Origin of the sequence: Pseudomonas sp. RC10-4-2 (assembly GCF_050433085.1) — a bacterium.
GTDB classification, from domain to species: Bacteria; Pseudomonadota; Gammaproteobacteria; order Pseudomonadales; family Pseudomonadaceae; genus Pseudomonas; species Pseudomonas aeruginosa.
Window position 1 is genome coordinate 282535 of sequence record NZ_JBNPXX010000005.1, and the last position, 15896, is coordinate 298430.

At 67.3% G+C, this 15896-nt stretch carries 19 protein-coding genes; 11 read left to right on the forward strand and 8 right to left on the reverse strand.

Features of this window, described 5'->3' with window-relative positions:
• Window positions 1-117: 117 nt before the first annotated feature.
• Together FHW81_RS22615 and FHW81_RS22620 are read left to right on the forward strand one after the other, a co-directional pair.
• Window positions 118-987, forward strand: coding sequence for a YncE family protein (locus tag FHW81_RS22615; protein WP_003087664.1), 870 nt, complete (start codon window positions 118-120; stop codon window positions 985-987).
• 2 nt (window positions 988-989) lie between these two features.
• Window positions 990-3092 (forward strand): LTA synthase family protein, encoded by a 2103-nt coding sequence (locus tag FHW81_RS22620; RefSeq protein ID WP_003160026.1) that lies wholly within the window; start codon window positions 990-992, stop codon window positions 3090-3092.
• Between the two features lie 105 nt (window positions 3093-3197).
• On the opposite strand, the gene pscU is transcribed toward FHW81_RS22620, so the two are convergent.
• The 8 genes from pscU to pscN are packed head-to-tail and all read right to left on the reverse strand — an operon-like array spanning window position 3198 to window position 9754.
• Complete coding sequence (gene pscU / locus FHW81_RS22625) at window positions 3198-4247, reverse strand: SctU family type III secretion system export apparatus subunit PscU (protein WP_003160027.1); 1050 nt, start codon at window positions 4245-4247, stop codon at window positions 3198-3200.
• On the reverse strand, window positions 4244-5032 hold the full coding sequence (gene pscT, locus FHW81_RS22630; protein ID WP_023090640.1) for a SctT family type III secretion system export apparatus subunit PscT: 789 nt from the start codon (window positions 5030-5032) through the stop codon (window positions 4244-4246). The genes pscU and pscT overlap by 4 nt, the downstream gene beginning before the upstream one ends.
• The gene (pscS, locus tag FHW81_RS22635; protein WP_003087672.1) at window positions 5029-5295 is read right to left on the reverse strand and encodes a SctS family type III secretion system export apparatus subunit PscS; all 267 of its coding nucleotides are present in this window, start codon (window positions 5293-5295) and stop codon (window positions 5029-5031) included. The genes pscT and pscS overlap by 4 nt, the downstream gene beginning before the upstream one ends.
• A 2-nt stretch (window positions 5296-5297) precedes the next feature.
• Window positions 5298-5951 (reverse strand): SctR family type III secretion system export apparatus subunit PscR, encoded by a 654-nt coding sequence (gene pscR / locus FHW81_RS22640; protein WP_003087674.1) that lies wholly within the window; start codon window positions 5949-5951, stop codon window positions 5298-5300.
• Window positions 5948-6877 carry a SctQ family type III secretion system cytoplasmic ring protein PscQ gene (gene pscQ, locus FHW81_RS22645; RefSeq protein ID WP_014603065.1) on the reverse strand — a complete coding sequence of 310 codons (930 nt, stop codon included), beginning with the start codon at window positions 6875-6877 and terminating at the stop codon, window positions 5948-5950. The genes pscR and pscQ overlap by 4 nt, the downstream gene beginning before the upstream one ends.
• A complete protein-coding gene (gene pscP, locus FHW81_RS22650; RefSeq protein WP_079760249.1) occupies window positions 6874-7971 on the reverse strand; it encodes a type III secretion system needle length determinant PscP in 1098 nt (365 codons plus the stop codon). The genes pscQ and pscP overlap by 4 nt, the downstream gene beginning before the upstream one ends.
• Window positions 7959-8435 (reverse strand): type III secretion system central stalk protein PscO, encoded by a 477-nt coding sequence (gene pscO, locus FHW81_RS22655; RefSeq protein WP_014603064.1) that lies wholly within the window; start codon window positions 8433-8435, stop codon window positions 7959-7961. The genes pscP and pscO overlap by 13 nt, the downstream gene beginning before the upstream one ends.
• On the reverse strand, window positions 8432-9754 hold the full coding sequence (gene pscN / locus FHW81_RS22660) for a SctN family type III secretion system ATPase PscN (RefSeq protein WP_003113545.1): 1323 nt from the start codon (window positions 9752-9754) through the stop codon (window positions 8432-8434). The genes pscO and pscN overlap by 4 nt, the downstream gene beginning before the upstream one ends.
• Before the next feature lie 190 nt (window positions 9755-9944).
• On the opposite strand from pscN, the gene popN reads away from it, so the two are divergent.
• Genes popN through pcrV form a run of 9 tightly spaced genes read left to right on the forward strand, consistent with a single transcriptional unit; the run spans window position 9945 to window position 15890 of the window.
• Complete coding sequence (gene popN / locus FHW81_RS22665) at window positions 9945-10811, forward strand: SctW family type III secretion system gatekeeper subunit PopN (protein WP_003087692.1); 867 nt, start codon at window positions 9945-9947, stop codon at window positions 10809-10811.
• Window positions 10792-11070 (forward strand): Acr1 family type III secretion system gatekeeper subunit Pcr1, encoded by a 279-nt coding sequence (gene pcr1 / locus FHW81_RS22670; protein WP_003087693.1) that lies wholly within the window; start codon window positions 10792-10794, stop codon window positions 11068-11070. Before popN ends, pcr1 begins: the two co-directional genes overlap by 20 nt.
• Window positions 11057-11428 carry a type III secretion chaperone SycN gene (gene sycN / locus FHW81_RS22675; protein WP_023090639.1) on the forward strand — a complete coding sequence of 124 codons (372 nt, stop codon included), beginning with the start codon at window positions 11057-11059 and terminating at the stop codon, window positions 11426-11428. The genes pcr1 and sycN overlap by 14 nt, the downstream gene beginning before the upstream one ends.
• Window positions 11425-11790, forward strand: a complete 366-nt coding sequence (gene pscX, locus FHW81_RS22680; protein WP_003100794.1) for a type III secretion system protein PscX — start codon at window positions 11425-11427, stop codon at window positions 11788-11790. Before sycN ends, pscX begins: the two co-directional genes overlap by 4 nt.
• A gap of 4 nt (window positions 11791-11794) precedes the next feature.
• Window positions 11795-12124 carry a type III secretion system chaperone PscY gene (gene pscY, locus FHW81_RS22685; protein WP_003113547.1) on the forward strand — a complete coding sequence of 110 codons (330 nt, stop codon included), beginning with the start codon at window positions 11795-11797 and terminating at the stop codon, window positions 12122-12124.
• A complete protein-coding gene (gene pcrD, locus FHW81_RS22690) occupies window positions 12121-14241 on the forward strand; it encodes a SctV family type III secretion system export apparatus subunit PcrD (protein ID WP_003100792.1) in 2121 nt (706 codons plus the stop codon). The genes pscY and pcrD overlap by 4 nt, the downstream gene beginning before the upstream one ends.
• Window positions 14238-14672, forward strand: a complete 435-nt coding sequence (pcrR, locus tag FHW81_RS22695; protein WP_003100791.1) for an LcrR family type III secretion system chaperone PcrR — start codon at window positions 14238-14240, stop codon at window positions 14670-14672. The genes pcrD and pcrR overlap by 4 nt, the downstream gene beginning before the upstream one ends.
• Window positions 14673-14699: 27 nt before the next feature.
• Window positions 14700-14996 (forward strand): LcrG family type III secretion system chaperone PcrG, encoded by a 297-nt coding sequence (gene pcrG / locus FHW81_RS22700; RefSeq protein WP_003120339.1) that lies wholly within the window; start codon window positions 14700-14702, stop codon window positions 14994-14996.
• Between the two features lie 9 nt (window positions 14997-15005).
• On the forward strand, window positions 15006-15890 hold the full coding sequence (gene pcrV, locus FHW81_RS22705; RefSeq protein WP_003100789.1) for a type III secretion system needle tip protein PcrV: 885 nt from the start codon (window positions 15006-15008) through the stop codon (window positions 15888-15890).
• Window positions 15891-15896: the final 6 nt, after the last annotated feature.

The following is a 15896-nucleotide window of genomic DNA, read 5'->3' on the forward strand; positions in this document are numbered from 1 at the left end:
TCCGACATCCCCTGTTACTGCCAGCTAACATTTTTTTCACAATCGATCCGGGAAAATCTGCGCGCTTTTTTCCGTTGCCATGGCTATAAATGGCAGTTTTGTCCTTGAGTGCATCGAATGCTGACCAAACGATTGCGCCAGAGCGGCGTAGTAGTCTCCTGCCTGCTCGGTAGCGTCCTCTTCATCGCCCTGGCCTTCCTCGGCTGGCAGCGTTTCGCCCCGGCAGCCACCGTATCCGGCTGGACCTACCGGGTAGTGCTCGAGGACATTCCCCACGTCAGCGCCCTGGCCCGCGACCCGGACGGCCTGCTCTACGTGAGCCAGGAGTTGCAGGACGGCAAGGGCCTGGTGTTCCGCATCGCCGCCGATGGCAGCCGCGATACGGTGCTCGACGGGCTGTCCAAGCCCGACGGCATGGCCAGCTTCCGCGACGGCATCGCGATCAGCCAGGAGCAGGGCGCCTCGCCGGTGTTCTGGTGGCATGCCCAGCAGGCCCGGCCGCTGTTCGACGGCATCCAGGTGGAGGGCGTCGCCAGCGACGGCCGCTACCTGTACGCCGCCGAGGATCGCGACCTGGACGGGCGGATTCTCCGCTACGACCCGGAGACCGGCGGACTGACGGTACTGCGCGAGGGATTGCAGCGCTCCGAAGGGGTGGCCGCCTGCCCGGACGGAAGCGTCTTCTACACGGAAAAGAAACGTGGCCACGTCATGCGTCTGCATGAGGGGGCCGAGGACGAGGTGGTGCTGAACGGACTGAATGCACCGAGCTTTTTGCTGTGCGACAGCGAAGGCCTGTGGATCACCGAGGACTCGACGCATAACGCGCGAGCCTTGCTGCTGCCGCCCGACGGGCCGCTGCAGGTGATCGTACGGCGCCTGCGTTCCGCACAGTCCCTACTGCCCATCGGGCCCGGCCGCTACCTGCTGGCCGAGCAGGGGCGGGACCGCATTCTCGAAATCGAACGACAGAAGAGCGAATTGTAAACATGGACCAAACGGAAGTCCGAATCACCCAATCGCCCCCACGGCTGTTCCAGCCCACCATCCGCAGCCACCTGGCGTTCACCGCGCTCAGCGCGCTGGTGCTGCTGGTCATGTTCAGCCTGCTGCGCCTGGCCTTGCTGATCTACAACCGCGAACTGATCGGCGCGACCCCGGCGAGCACCTTCCTCGAGGCGTTCGGCAACGGCGTGCGTTTCGACCTGCGGGTCGTCGTCTATGCCGTGGCGCCGCTGGTACTGTCGTTGTTCGCGGTACGCGCGATGGCCGCTCGCGGCCTGTTCCGTACATGGTTGACGCTGTTCGCCAGCATCACCCTGTTCCTCGGCGTACTCGAACTGGACTTCTACCGCGAGTTCCACCAGCGCCTGAACAGCCTGGTCTTCCAGTACATGTCGGAAGACCCGAAGACCGTCATGAGCATGCTCTGGTACGGCTTCCCGGTGGTCCGCTACCTGCTGGCCTGGGCCTTCGCCACCTGGGTGCTGTACCGGGTGTTCAAGGCCATCGACCTGGCGACCCGCCCGAGCCAGCGCAAGCCGCGCGAAGACAGCGTGATCGCCCGGCCGAGCGCTGCCGCGCCCTGGTACGTGCGCGGCGTGGTGCTGTTCCTCTGCGTGCTGGTCTGCGTCCTCGCCGCCCGCGGCACCCTGCGCCAGGGCCCGCCGCTGCGCTGGGGCGATGCCTTCACCACCGAGTCCATGTTCGCCAACCAGTTGGGCCTGAACGGCACCCTGACCCTGGTCAAGGCGGCCAAGGAGCGCTTCTCCGAAGACCGCGCGAACATCTGGAAGGCCACCCTGGACGACAAGGTCGCCCTGGAGACCACCCGGCAGATGTTGCTGACCCCCAACGACAAGCTGGTGGACGCCGATGAGGCCGCGGTGCGCCGCGAGTTCACCCCGCCGGCGGCGAATACCCTGCCGATCCGCAACGTGGTGGTGGTCCTGCTGGAAAGCTTCGCCGGCCACTATGTCGGCGCCCTGGGCGCGCCGGGCAACATCACGCCGTATTTCGACAAGTTGTCGAAGGAAGGCCTGCTGTTCACCCAGTTCTTCTCCAACGGCACCCATACCCACCAGGGCATGTTCGCCACCATGGCCTGCTTCCCCAACCTGCCGGGCTTCGAATACCTGATGCAAACCCCGGAGGGCGGCCACAAGTTCTCCGGCCTGCCGCAGTTGCTCAGCGCCCGCCAGTACGAGGACGTCTACGTCTACAACGGCGATTTCGCCTGGGACAACCAGTCCGGCTTCTTCAGCAACCAGGGCATGACCACCTTCATCGGCCGCAACGACTATGTCGACCCGGTGTTCTCCGATCCGACCTGGGGCGTCTCCGACCAGGACATGTTCGCCCGTGGCAACGAGGAACTGGACAAGCTGGCGAGCACCGGCAAGCCGTTCTATGCGCTGTTGCAGAGCCTCTCCAACCACGTGCCCTATGCGTTGCCGAAGGACCTGCCGGTGGAGCGCGTGACCGGCTACGGTTCGCTCGACGAGCACCTGACCGCCATGCGCTATTCCGACTGGGCGCTGGGCCAGTTCTTCGAGAAGGCGAAGAAGTCGCCGTACTACAAGGACACCCTTTTCGTGGTGGTCGGCGACCATGGCTTCGGCAGCCCCGAGCAGCTCACCGAGATGGACCTGCACCGCTTCAACGTGCCGCTGCTGCTGATCGCCCCCGGCATCCAGGAGAAGTTCGGTACCCACCTGCCGACCGTCGGTACCCAGGTCGACATCGTGCCGACCATCATGGGCCTGCTCGGCGGCGAGACCGTCCACCAGTGCTGGGGCCGCGACCTGCTGAACCTGCCGGAAGGCGACAAGGGCTTCGGCGTGATCAAGCCGTCGGGCAGCGAGCAGAACGTCGCCATCGTCTCCGGCAACCGCATCCTGGTGCGGCCGAAGGACGGTGACGTGCGCGTCTACGATTACCAGCTGGGCGGCGATGCCAAGGCGGTGATCACCAAGGAAGTGCCGGACCAGGCCGAGCTGCAGAAGAAGCTGGAGTCGTTCATCCAGACCGCGACCAAGAGCCTGCTGGAGAATACCGCGGGCGTGGTACACGGGATCCCGGACAAGGACTGACCCGTAGCAAGCATGTGAAAGGGGCCTTCGGGCCCCTTTTTTTCGGCGCCAGGTCGCAGCGTCTTTCGTCGCCGGTGCCGAGGCGGCCGCCCTGCCCGATAGCGATCAGGGCGTATCCGTCTGCTGGCTTTCCAGCCAGCGCAGGACTTCGGCGGTGGCCTGGATCAGGTCCGCCGGTATGTACTGGTCGACATTGCCGTCGCGCAGCAGCGCCCGTGCCAGCGGAATTCGTTGCAGCACCGGGATTCCTTCTTCCTCGGCGATGCGCCGGACCCGCAGGGCCAGGGCGTCGGTGTGCTTCAGGGTGACCAGCGGCAGGGGCGTTTCGCCGCGTCGATAGCGTATGCCGATGGCGACGTGGGTCGGGTTGGCGACGATCACCGAGGAGCGCCGGACATCCGCGCGCAGGTTGCTCGATTGCAGTTCCTGATGGAATTGCCGGCGCTTGCTCTTGATCTCCGGACTGCCCTCCATCTCCTTGTACTCGCGCTTCACCTCGTCCTTGCTCATGCGCAACTGCTTGTAGTGCTGGTGGCGTTCGAAGGCGTAGTCGGCGACGGCAATCGTCAGGAAGCCGACCGCGCAGACCAGCATCAGCTGCCTGAGCATCAGCCCGCTCACCGGTGCCACGCAGTCCAGCCCGCAGGCGGGAATCCGCAGGAGGCTGGCCAGGTTGCCCTGCAAGGTCAACCAGACCAGCAGGGAGAGCAGGGCGACCTTCAGGGTCGACTTGAGGAACTCCACCAGGCTCCGGATCGAGAAGATCTTCTTCGCGCCCTCCACCGGGTTGATCTTCTTCAGGTCCGGCTTGACGCTGTCGAGGCTGAGCAGGAAACCGTACTGGCCGACATGGCTGAGCACCACCACCAGCGCCGCGACCAGCAGGACCGGCGCCAGCAGGTAGAGGAGCTCCTGGAGAAGGTTCTCCAGGATGGTCTCCAGCGCCTGGCGAAACGGCAGGTCGATGTACTCGGCGGGCAGCAGGAGCAGCTTGCCGAGATGCTCCAGGTAGTAGTCGGAAAAGCCCATCAGCAGCGCCACCAGCGACAGGATCAACGCGCTGGAGACAATTTCCTTGCTCTTCACCACCTGGCCTTGCCGGCGGGCGTCGCGCAGCTTCTTCGCCGTGGGCTGCTCGGTCTTCTCGGCGCTCATGGCGTCTCCAGCACGGGACGCAGCAGGCGCAGCGGGTCGACGGCGAGCAGCAGGGCATCGTAGGCGTGCTCCATGAGGATGCCCAGGTAGAGCACCAGCAGCAGGCTGGCCACCAGGCTCTTGATCGGCATGGCGAGGATGAACACGTTCAGCGACGGGGCGAAGCGGCTGACCAGCGCCAGGCCGAACTCGGCGAGGAACATGGCGATCAGCAGCGGCGCGGCGAACAGCGCGCAGAGCATCAGCATCTGCGAGAACTGCGCGTAGAAGAATGCCACCCATTGGCTGCCGAGCTGCGGGAAGAAACTGCTCACCGGCCAACTGGCATAGCTCCTGAACAGCGAGCCGACCAGCGCGAGGAAGGCGCCGCCGGAGAAGAACAGGGTGATCAGCGTCTGCGTCAGCAACAGCCCGGTGGGGCTGGTCTGGCTGCCCAGGCTGGGGTTGAGGGTCGAGGCGAGTGCCGCGCCACGCTGGTTGTCGATGATGAAGCCGGTCGCTTCCATGGCCCAGAAGGGAATGGTGGCGACGAAGCCGATGAGCAGGCCGAGCAGCACTTCCTTGCCGATCAGCAGGGCGATGTCCAGCGCGTCGAGGGCCGGCGGCAGGCTGCCGGCGACGATCGGGTAGGCGAACAGCGCCAGCGAGCAGGCCACGCCGTTGCGCACCAGGCCGCCGCCCAGGGTTTGCTTGGCCAGCACCGGTAGGACCACGAAGCAACTGATGATCCGCGGCAGCAGCAGGCTGTAGGTCAGCAGCAGTTGCTGCAGGTCCTGGACGCTCATCGCACCAGCGGCACCTTCAGCAGGGTCATTTCGGCGAAACGGTACAGCTCGCCGCCCAGCCAGCCGCTGGTGGCGAACAGTACCACCACCACGGCCACCAGCTTGGCGACGAAGCCGAGGGTCTGCTCCTGGATCTGGGTGAGCGCCTGGACCAGCGATACCAGGGTGCCGATCAGGGCCGCGACCAGTACCGGCGGCAGCGACAGGACCAGCACCAGCCACAGGGTCTGGTTGGTGAAGTGGAGGATGTCGGCGCTGCTCATGGTCAGCCTCCGTAGCTGATGACCAAGCCGTGGGTCAGCCGCGCCCAGCCGTCGAGGAGGACGAACAGGAGCAGCTTGAACGGCAGGGAAATGGTCATCGGCGACACCATCATCATGCCCATCGCCAGGAGGATGTTGGAGATGATCAGGTCGATGGCGATGAAGGGCAGGTAGATCAGGAAGCCGATCTCGAAGGCACGGGTCAGTTCGCTGACGGTGAAGGCCGGCAGCAGGATCAGCAGGCTGTCCGGGTCGAGCCGCTCGGCGTATTCGCTGGGCCAGACCTGGCGGGTGCTTTCCATGAAGAAGGTGTGTTCGCGCTCCTGGATCTGCCGCTTGAGGAAGTTCCGGTAGGGCGCCATGCCCTCGTCGAGAAAGCGTTCCACCGATGCCGAGTCGCTCAGGCTGACGTCGTGGTTGCGCAGGTAGTCGCGGGTGGCGAAGCCGACCGGTGCCATCACGTACAGGCTGAGGATGATCGCCAGCCCGTACATCGCCATGTTCGGCGGAATCTGCTGGACGCCCAGGGCGTTGCGCAGCAGCGAGAAGACCACGGTCATCTTGATGAAGGAGGTCGCCATCACCGCGATGAACGGGACCAGCGCGAGCAGGGCCAGGCCGAGGATCAGGCCGAGCTCGTCGGGCAACTGGATCATGCTTCGTCGTGTCCGAACAGGCGGGTTACGCGCACCCCGAGCCGATCCTGGAGCCTGACCAGTTCGCCGATACCGAGGCAGCGCTGGTTGGCGAGGATGCGCACTTCGCCGTCCAGGGCACTGTCGAGATCGAGCAGCGAGCCTGGCTGCAGGGTGGAGAGGGTATGCAGGTCCAGGGTGCGGCGGCCGACCTCGAAGCTGACCGGGATCGGCAGTTGGTCGAGTTCGTGCAGGTCCTCGCCGTCGGCGAGGGAGGGGGTGTCGTGCATGTCGAGCAGTTCCAGTTGCGTGGAGTGGAGTTGGCAGCGCGCCCAGGGGCGTCCTTCGAGAACCCCCAGCAGCGCTGCGTCGGGGTGATGACCGGCAGGCAGCAGCAACAGGTCGCCGGGCTCCAGGGTGCGCAGCTCGCTGGCGTCCAGCGGCAGGCCGGGCCATTGCAGCGACAGGCGCAGCGGTATGGCCAGGCGTTGCGTCGAGGGGCGCGGCGGCAGGCGTGCCAGCAGCGTCGCGGGATCGCCGTCGAGCCAGAGCGCCAGGCGCTGGTCGTCGCGTTCCAGGCTCAGACGCAGGCCCATCGCAGCGCGTGGTTGCGCCGGGCTCAGGCCGTACCAGACCAGGCCGGGAAAGACGTTGCCTTCGCGCTCCAGCAAGGCCAGTTGCAGGGCCGCCGGCAGGCTGGCGAAGGCTGCCTCCTGCAGGTTCGGCGCGAGCCAGTGGGCCAGCGCCGGAGCCTGGCAGAGAAAGCGCAGGGGCAGGCCGTCCCACGCCAGGCTCAGTTCGAGATCGACGTCGGGGGCGGCCTGGGCGATGTCCAGGCGCGCTTGCAAAGCGTTGCCGACATAGTGGCGACGGCAACGCGCGAGACGTCGCTGGAGATCCAGTTCGGCGCGGCTGGCGAGCGGCAGGTCGAGGTCCGTACCGTTCATTCGGCTTGCCACTCTTCATGCAGGTAGCGACGTTGCCGCGAGCGCTGGCCGCTGTCCTGCTGCTGGTTGAAGGTGAGTTGCACCGGTTGTTCCGGATGCAGCCGTTGCAGGCGTTCGAGCAACTCGCCACGGGCTTGCTGGAGAAACGCCAGGCTGCCGGGGCTGGCACTGATCTCGACCTGCAACTGGCCATGGCCATGCAGGACCTGCACCTCCACGGCGCCGAGCTGGGGCAGTCGCACCTGCAGGCGCGCCGCATGGCTTTCGGCTGCGCTGGCGACCTGGATACGCGCCTGCACGGCATCGAGCAGGCGCGCGAGATCGGCCAGCGGCAGTGGCCGGCTCCCGCTCGATGCCAGCAGACGTGCCAGCAGGCGGTCGCCGGGGGTTTGCATGGCGGGCAGTGGCATAGGCGCTTGGTCGTCGGGGGGCTGTGCGGATGGATCGGTTTCTCCGGGTTGCCGACGCTCCTCTCCGCGGCCTTCGCCGCCCGCTGTCGGCGCGGGCGGCGAAGCCTGGACACTGGCCTGCGCCGTGGACGCGACCTCGGCTACGGTTTTCGCCGGGAAGCCGGGGCCGGGCTGTGGCCGCTCATGCGTCCGACCTGCGTTTTGCGGGTGGGAGGACACCGGCGCCAGCGGCGGTTCGTCGACCGGAGGCGCCGAAGCGCTGGCCGGCTCCCGGCCTTGCGTGGACGCCGCGACGCGCGCGGTGACTGCCGGCGCTTGCCGTGCTACCGATCCGGACGGCGACACTGTTGGCGTTGGCGTTGGCGTTGGCGTTGGCGTTGGCGTTGGCGTTGGCGTTGGCGTTGCGTCCGCGGCAACTGGCATGGGGGGCTGCCGAATGGTCGGCGGCCGGTCGGCGGCAGGCGCCGCGGGCTGGTCGGCGAGAGGCGTCGAGGTCGGCGCGTCGGCTGTCGCGGCGGCCTCCGTCGTTTCGTCGCCCTTGTCGAACGGTGGCCTGGGCGCCGGCGGTCGGTGCGCGGGCAGGGCCTGTTCGAAGGCGATCTGCTGCGCGCGCAGCGGCGGAAGGGGGGCAGGGGTGTCGGACGACACGAGCGGAGCCGTATCCACGGCGTTCAGCTTGAGCATGGCCAGGTCTCGTGGCGGGTGAATTCTTCCAGTTCGCCTTCCTCGCTGCGTTCGCGCAGCCCCTGGCGCTCGGCGTCGACGTGGCGCTCCAGTTCGGCGAACTTCTCCAGTTGCCGCTGGCGTTCCAGCAGCTCTCGCCGGCACTGCCGCAGGCGCTCGCGCTCCCCTTCGAGGCGCTGCGCGGCCTCGGCGCAGTCCTGTTCCAGGCCGGCTTCCTTTTCCCGCAGCAGCCCTACCTGCTGCTGCCAGGCTTCCAGGCGCCGGCGGTCGAGCAGGGCCGCCTGGCAGGCGAGAAACAGCCGTTGCTCTTCGGCCAGTCGCCAGTCGCGGTAGTCCCGTTGCGCCGCCTGGCGCTCGGTGTGTTCCTGCGCCGCGGCGCGAACCCGTAGCAATTGGCGGCCCTGGGCGCGCTCGGCCCGGTCCAGGCGCAGGCGTCGGACGCGCAACAGCAGCGCCAGGCTCATGCGCAGAGGCTCCGCAACTGCGCGCAGGCCTGTGCGTAATCGCTGGTTTCGTGGGTACCCTGGCGCAGCCACTGGCGGATCGCCCCGATCTTCTCGATGGCCCGGTCGGCTTCACTGTCCTGGCCTTTCTGGTATTCGCCGATCTTCAGCAGCAACTCGACTTCCTCGTACTTCGCCAGCCATTCGCGCAAGCGTCCGGCCGCATGGCGCTGATCGTCGTCGACGATCTGGTTCATGACCCGGCTCACCGAGTGCAGCACGTCGATGGCCGGATAGTGGTTGGCGGCGGCCAGCTTGCGCGACAGCACGATGTGCCCGTCGAGAATCGAGCGGGTCTCGTCGGCCACCGGCTCGCTCATGTCGTCGCCTTCCACCAGCACGGTGTAGAGCGCGGTGATCGAGCCCCGCTCGGATTGCCCGGCACGCTCCATCAAGCGTGGCAGCGCGGCGAACACCGATGGCGGATAGCCGCGGCGGGTGGGCGGTTCACCGGCCGCCAGGCCGATTTCGCGCTGGGCCCTGGCGAAGCGGGTCAGCGAGTCCATCAGCAGCAGGACGCGGCGTCCCTGGTCGCGGAAATACTCGGCGATGCTGGTGGCGACGAAACCGGCCTTGGCGCGCTCCATCGCCGGTCGGTCGGAAGTGGCGACCACCAGCACCGAGCGGCGCAGCCCCTGTTCGCCGAGGTCGCTTTCGATGAACTCGCGGACTTCGCGACCGCGTTCGCCGACCAGGGCGAGTACCGTCACATCCACCTCGGCATTGCGCACCAGGCTGGCCAGCAGGGTGCTCTTGCCGCCGCCGGCGGCAGCGAAGATGCCCATGCGCTGGCCTTCGCCGCAGGTCAGCAGGCCGTCGATGGCGCGCACACCCAGCGATAGCGGCCGCTCTATCAGGCGCCGGCTCATCGGTTGCGGGGCATCCCGGTAGACCGGATACCAGGCCGCCGGCTCGGCCGGCGGGCTGCCGTCGAAGGGGCGGCCGAGGCCGTCGAGCACCTGCCCGAGCAGGTGCTCGCCAACCGCCACGCGATGCATGCCGCCGGTAGGGCTGACTTCGGTGTTGGAGGAAACCCCGAGCATCTCGCCGAGCGGGGTGAGCAGCGCCTGGTGCTGCTGGAAGCCGATGACCTCGGCGAGTAGCGCCAGGCTCTGGTCGGGATTGCGCAACTGGCAGAGTTCGCCGATGCGCACGCCGGGCACCACGGCCTTGAGCAGGGTTCCGGTGACCTGGGTGACCCGCCCGCGGATCTGGATCGGCCGGCAGCCTTCGATGGCGTGGCGCATCCGGACGATGAGAGGAGAGAGAGGCGCGGGCATGGCGGATCGGTTCGGCTGGAGTCGGCGCGCACTATAGAGAAAGCCTCGCGCGACGAATTTCAGTGCCAGCCGGGAGTTTTTAGAAATCGGTTGCCGCCGCGGCTAAAAAAAACCGGCCGATATTGGCATCGGCGGCACCGGGCCGGTTCCTATACTGCGCCGCCTTTGCAGACCAGGAGCCACAGCCACGATGGACATCCTCCAGAGTTCCTCCGCCGCGCCCCTCGCGCCGCGGGAAGCGGCCAACGCCCCCGCGCAGCAGGCCGGCGGCAGCTTCCAGGGCGAGCGCGTCCACTACGTCTCCGTTTCGCAGTCGCTGGCCGATGCCGCGGAAGAGCTGACCTTCGCCTTTTCCGAGCGCGCCGAGAAATCCCTGGCCAAGCGCCGCCTGAGCGACGCCCATGCGCGCCTGAGCGAAGTCCAGGCCATGCTGCAGGAGTACTGGAAGCGCATTCCGGACCTGGAAAGCCAGCAGAAGCTCGAGGCGCTGATCGCCCACCTGGGCAGCGGTCAACTGAGCAGCCTGGCGCAGCTCAGCGCTTACCTGGAGGGCTTCTCCAGCGAGATCAGCCAGCGCTTCCTGGCGCTGTCGCGGGCGCGCGACGTCCTGGCCGGGCGGCCGGAGGCGCGGGCGATGCTGGCGCTGGTCGACCAGGCGTTGCTGCGGATGGCCGACGAGCAGGGCCTGGAGATCGAACTCGGCCTGCGCATCGAGCCGCTGGCCGCCGAGGCTTCCGCCGCCGGTGTCGGCGATATCCAGGCGCTGCGCGATACCTACCGTGACGCGGTACTCGACTACCGGGGCCTGTCGGCGGCCTGGCAGGACATCCAGGCGCGCTTCGCCGCGACGCCGCTGGAGCGGGTCGTGGCCTTCCTGCAGAAAGCCCTGAGCGCCGACCTGGACAGTCAGTCGAGCCGGCTCGATCCGGTGAAGCTGGAGCGGGTCATGAGCGACATGCACAAGCTGCGCGTGCTCGGCGGCCTGGCGGAGCAGGTGGGGGCGCTCTGGCAGGTGCTGGTGACGGGGGAGCGGGGCCATGGCATACGGGCCTTCTGAATTGACCGGCGCAGTCATCGCCTTGCTCGAGAAGCGCTGGGTCGGCGTCGCCGAGGTGCAGGCGTTGCTCGAGCCGTTGCCGCTGGCCGACGTCGCCCGGCAGATCCATTTCTTCCGCGAACTGAAGCGTCTCTACCGCCTGTTGCCGGTCGAAGTGTTCGGCGACGACGAGCAGCGCCAGAATCTTTTGAATGCCTGCCAGATGGCACTCGACCTGGCGATCGAGCGCGAAGAGGAGCAGCAGCATGGACTGGGTTGAGCTGGCCGTCGCGCAGTTCTGCCAGGACCTGCGGGTGAGCGTACCGGCGCCGCTGGCGCGCGTGGTGCAACTGGATTTCGAGGACAGCGGCACCTTGCAGCTGGAACGCCATGGCGAACAGTTGTCGCTCTGGCTGGCCTGTGACCTGGCCTGGCACCAGGCCTATCGCGGCACCCTGCGGGCGTTGCGCCTGTGCCATGCGCGCGCGGCCGGGAGCCTGCCGCTGCGTTGCGCCTGGAGCGGCGAATCGCGCCTGCTGCTGTGCATCACCCTGGAAGCCCGGCAGGTCGGCATCCCGACGCTGCACCAGGCCTTGCAGGCGCTGCACTCGGCGCGCAGCGAAGTGCTCGCCGCATGAGCCGGGTCGGTGCCTGGCACATCGGCATCGAACGACTCGACCTGGCGCATGCCGAGCCGTTCGCGCCGCCCCTGCCGGAGCGCCATCTGCTGGCGCCCGACGGCCGGCCGGTGGAGACCCACGTCGCCAGCCTGTATCCCGCGCAGCAGGCGCAACAGCGCCTGTTCGACTACGCCCGGCCCCAGCTGGAGTTCCACGGCCTGCTGCGCCCCGGCGACTTCCGCCAGGCGCTGCGCGATCTCCGCCTGGCCCTCACGCTGCCCCGCCAGCCAGCCCTGCAGGCTGCGGCCTGCCTGCTCGGCGAGCGCGACGAAGACGAGCGACTGCTGCAAATGGCCCTGAACCTGTTGCACAAGGTATGAATCGATGACGTTGAAACCGACGCAACAGCGCCTGTTGCTGATGCTGGGCTGGCTGCACCTGCAATGCGGCCAGCCGCGACGCGCCCAGGTGTTGCTGGAGGCCTTGCTGAGCGTTGCGCCGGAGCGCCGCGACGGGCGCCGCGCCTTGCTCCTGGCGTTGCTCCAGCAAGGCCTCGGCGAGCCCGCCGTGCGCCTGTGCCGGCAGTTGCAGGAGGATGGCGAGGAGGAGCCCGGTCTGTGGCGTTGCCTGAGCCGTGCCGAACAGCTCGCCGGACGTCTCGACGCGGCGCGTGCCGCGCACGCCCGGGCGCTGGAGCTGGAGGCGCGGGAATGAACGACCTGAGCGGGCTTCTCGGCCGGGTCGGCGAGCGCAAGGACATCCTGCTGGTGGTGTTGCTGCTGGCGGTGGTGTTCATGATGGTGCTGCCGTTGCCACCGCTGCTGCTGGACATCCTCATCGCCGTCAACATCACCATCTCCGTGGTCCTGCTGATGATGTCGGTGTACATCGGCTCGCCGTTGCAGTTCTCGGTGTTCCCGGCGGTGCTGCTGATCACCACGCTGTTCCGCCTGGCGCTGTCGGTGAGCACCACGCGGATGATCCTGCTGCAGGCCGACGCGGGGCAGATCGTCAACACCTTCGGCAGCTTCGTGGTCGGCGGCAACCTGGTGGTGGGCATCATCATCTTCCTGATCATCACCATCGTGCAGTTCCTGGTGATCACCAAGGGTGCCGAGCGGGTCGCCGAGGTCAGCGCGCGCTTTTCCCTGGATGCCATGCCGGGCAAGCAGATGAGCATCGACGGCGACATGCGTGCCGGCGTGATCGATGTCAACGAGGCGCGGGCGCGGCGCGCGGTGATCGAAAAGGAAAGCCAGATGTTCGGCTCCATGGACGGCGCGATGAAATTCGTCAAGGGCGACGCCATCGCCGGGCTGATCATCATCGTCGTCAACATCCTCGGCGGCATCGCCATCGGCGTCACGCAGAAGGGCCTGAGCACCGCCGACGCGCTGCAACTGTACGCGGTGCTGACCGTCGGCGATGGCATGGTCTCGCAGGTGCCGGCGTTGCTGATCGCCATCACCGCCGGGATCATCGTCACCCGGGTGTCTTCCGACGAATCGGCGGACCTCGGCAGCGACATCGGCGAACAGGTGGTGGCGCAGCCCAAGGCGCTGCTGATCGGCGGCCTGTTGCTGGTGCTGTTCGGCCTGATTCCCGGTTTCCCGACCCTGACCTTCCTGGCTCTCGCGCTGCTGGTCGGCGGCGGCGGCTACTTCATGCTCTGGCGCCAGCGGGCCCAGGCCAGCGCCGGTTCCCGCGACCTGCCGGCGCTGCTCGCGCAGGGCGCCGGAGCGCCATCGGCCAAGGCGCGTGGCAAGGCTGGCGGCGGCAAGCCGAAGGCCGGGCGTCTCGCCGAGCAGGAAGAATTCGCCCTCACCGTGCCGTTGCTGATCGACGTCGATGCCAGCCTCCAGGAACGTCTCGAGGCGATGTCGCTGAACGAGGAGCTGGTGCGGGTACGACGCGCGCTGTACCTGGATTTCGGCGTGCCGTTCCCGGGTATCCACTTGCGCTTCAATGAAGCGATGGGCGATGGCGAATACCTGGTGCAGCTACAGGAGGTCCCGGTCGCGCGCGGATGCCTGCGGCCGGGCTGGTTGCTGGTGCGCGAACGCGCCGCGCAGCTGGAACTGCTCGCGGTCCCCCACGAGCCGGCAGAGCTGCAGGTGCCGGGAGAAGAGGCGAGCTGGGTGGAGCAGGCGCATCAGGATCGCCTGGAGCGTTCCGGCTGTGCCTGCCTGGGCCTGGAGCAGGTGCTCACCTGGCACCTGTCCCATGTGCTGCGGGAGTACGCCGAGGATTTCATCGGCATCCAGGAGACGCGCTACCTGCTGGAGCAGATGGAGCAGGGTTACGGCGAGCTGGTGAAGGAGGCGCAGCGGATCGTTCCCCTGCAGCGGATGACCGAGATTCTCCAGCGCCTGGTCGGCGAGGACATCTCGATCCGCAACATGCGGGCGATCCTCGAGGCGATGGTGGAGTGGGGGCAGAAGGAGAAGGACGTGGTGCAGCTCACCGAGTACATCCGCAGCAGCCTCAAGCGCTACATCTGCTACAAGTACTCCAGCGGCAACAATATCCTTCCCGCCTATCTGCTGGACCAGGCGGTGGAGGAGCAGATCCGCGGTGGCATCCGCCAGACCAGCGCCGGCAGCTACCTGGCCCTCGACCCGGCGATAACCCAGGCCTTCCTCGAGCGCGTGCGGCAGACCGTCGGCGATCTCGCGCAGATGCAGAACCGGCCGGTGCTGATCGTTTCCATGGATATCCGCCGCTACGTGCGCAAGCTGGTGGAGAGCGACTATGCCGGGCTGCCGGTGCTGTCCTACCAGGAGCTGACCCAGCAGATCAACATCCAGCCGCTTGGCAGGATCGTGTTGTGAGCGCCGATCCGCTGATTCCCTGGTTTCTCGCCCGCGGCCTGGCGGTGCGTCCGCATTGCCTGCGCGACACCTCGATCGCGCTCGGCTGGCAGGTCCTGGCCCATGGCTGCGAACTGGCCTGGCGCTGCGACGGCGAGCGGGTCTGGATCGTGATGTTGCGTCGGCGGCAGGCGCGCAGCGGATTGGCCAATCCATTCGCCGCGCTGTACCTGCTGGCGGAGGCCACGCTCGATACGCTGGGGCCGCGCCAGCGTCTCTACGGCAAGGTCCTGGCGCTGGCCGGCAGCCCACTGCCTGGCGAGCGCATGGCGCGCTTCTATCGCCGCTGGACCGGCGCCGCCGAGCCCGCCGACGGCTGGTTCGAGCTGGAGGCCGGGCGGGTGGTGACGCAGCGAAGCCTGCGAAAACGACAAAAACCCGACCGTGCCTGACAGGCTCCGGCAACGTCGATCCCTACCATGGACGACATGAACGAATACACCGAAGACACCCTGCGGGCGACCGTCCAGGCCGCCGAACTGGCGATTCGCGACAGCGAGGAACGCGGCCGCCTGCTGGCGGAAATGTGGCAAGGCCTGGGGCTTGCCGCGGACGCCGGCGAGCTGCTGTTCCAGGCGCCGGAGCGAGAGCTGGCGCGAGCCGCCGAAGAGGAGCTGCTGGCCGAACTGCGGCGCATGCGCAGTTCCCAGCCGACGCAGGGCGAGCAGGGTACCCGGCCGCGGCGTCCGACGCCGATGCGTGGCTTGTTGATCTGAGGAATCACGATGGAAGTCAGAAACCTTAATGCCGCTCGCGAGCTGTTCCTGGACGAGCTCCTGGCCGCGTCGGCGGCGCCTGCCAGTGCCGAGCAGGAGGAACTGCTGGCCCTGTTGCGCAGCGAGCGGATCGTGCTGGCCCACGCCGGCCAGCCGCTGAGCGAGGCGCAAGTGCTCAAGGCGCTTGCCTGGTTGCTCGCGGCCAATCCGTCCGCGCCTCCGGGGCAGGGCCTCGAGGTACTCCGCGAAGTCCTGCAGGCACGTCGGCAGCCCGGTGCGCAGTGGGATCTGCGCGAGTTCCTGGTGTCGGCCTATTTCAGCCTGCACGGGCGTCTCGACGAGGATGTCATCGGTGTCTACAAGGATGTCCTGCAGACCCAGGACGGCAAGCGCAAGGCGCTGCTCGACGAGCTCAAGGCGCTGACCGCGGAGTTGAAGGTCTACAGCGTGATCCAGTCGCAGATCAACGCCGCGCTGTCGGCCAAGCAGGGCATCAGGATCGACGCTGGCGGTATCGATCTGGTCGACCCCACGCTATATGGCTATGCCGTCGGCGATCCCAGGTGGAAGGACAGCCCCGAGTATGCGCTGCTGAGCAATCTGGATACCTTCAGCGGCAAGCTGTCGATCAAGGATTTTCTCAGCGGCTCGCCGAAGCAGAGCGGGGAACTCAAGGGCCTCAGCGATGAGTACCCCTTCGAGAAGGACAACAACCCGGTCGGCAATTTCGCCACCACGGTGAGCGACCGCTCGCGTCCGCTGAACGACAAGGTCAACGAGAAGACCACCCTGCTCAACGACACCAGCTCCCGCTACAACTCGGCGGTCGAGGCGCTCAACCGCTTCATCCAGAAATACGACAGCGTCCTGCGCGACATTCTCAGCGCGATCTAGAGGTAT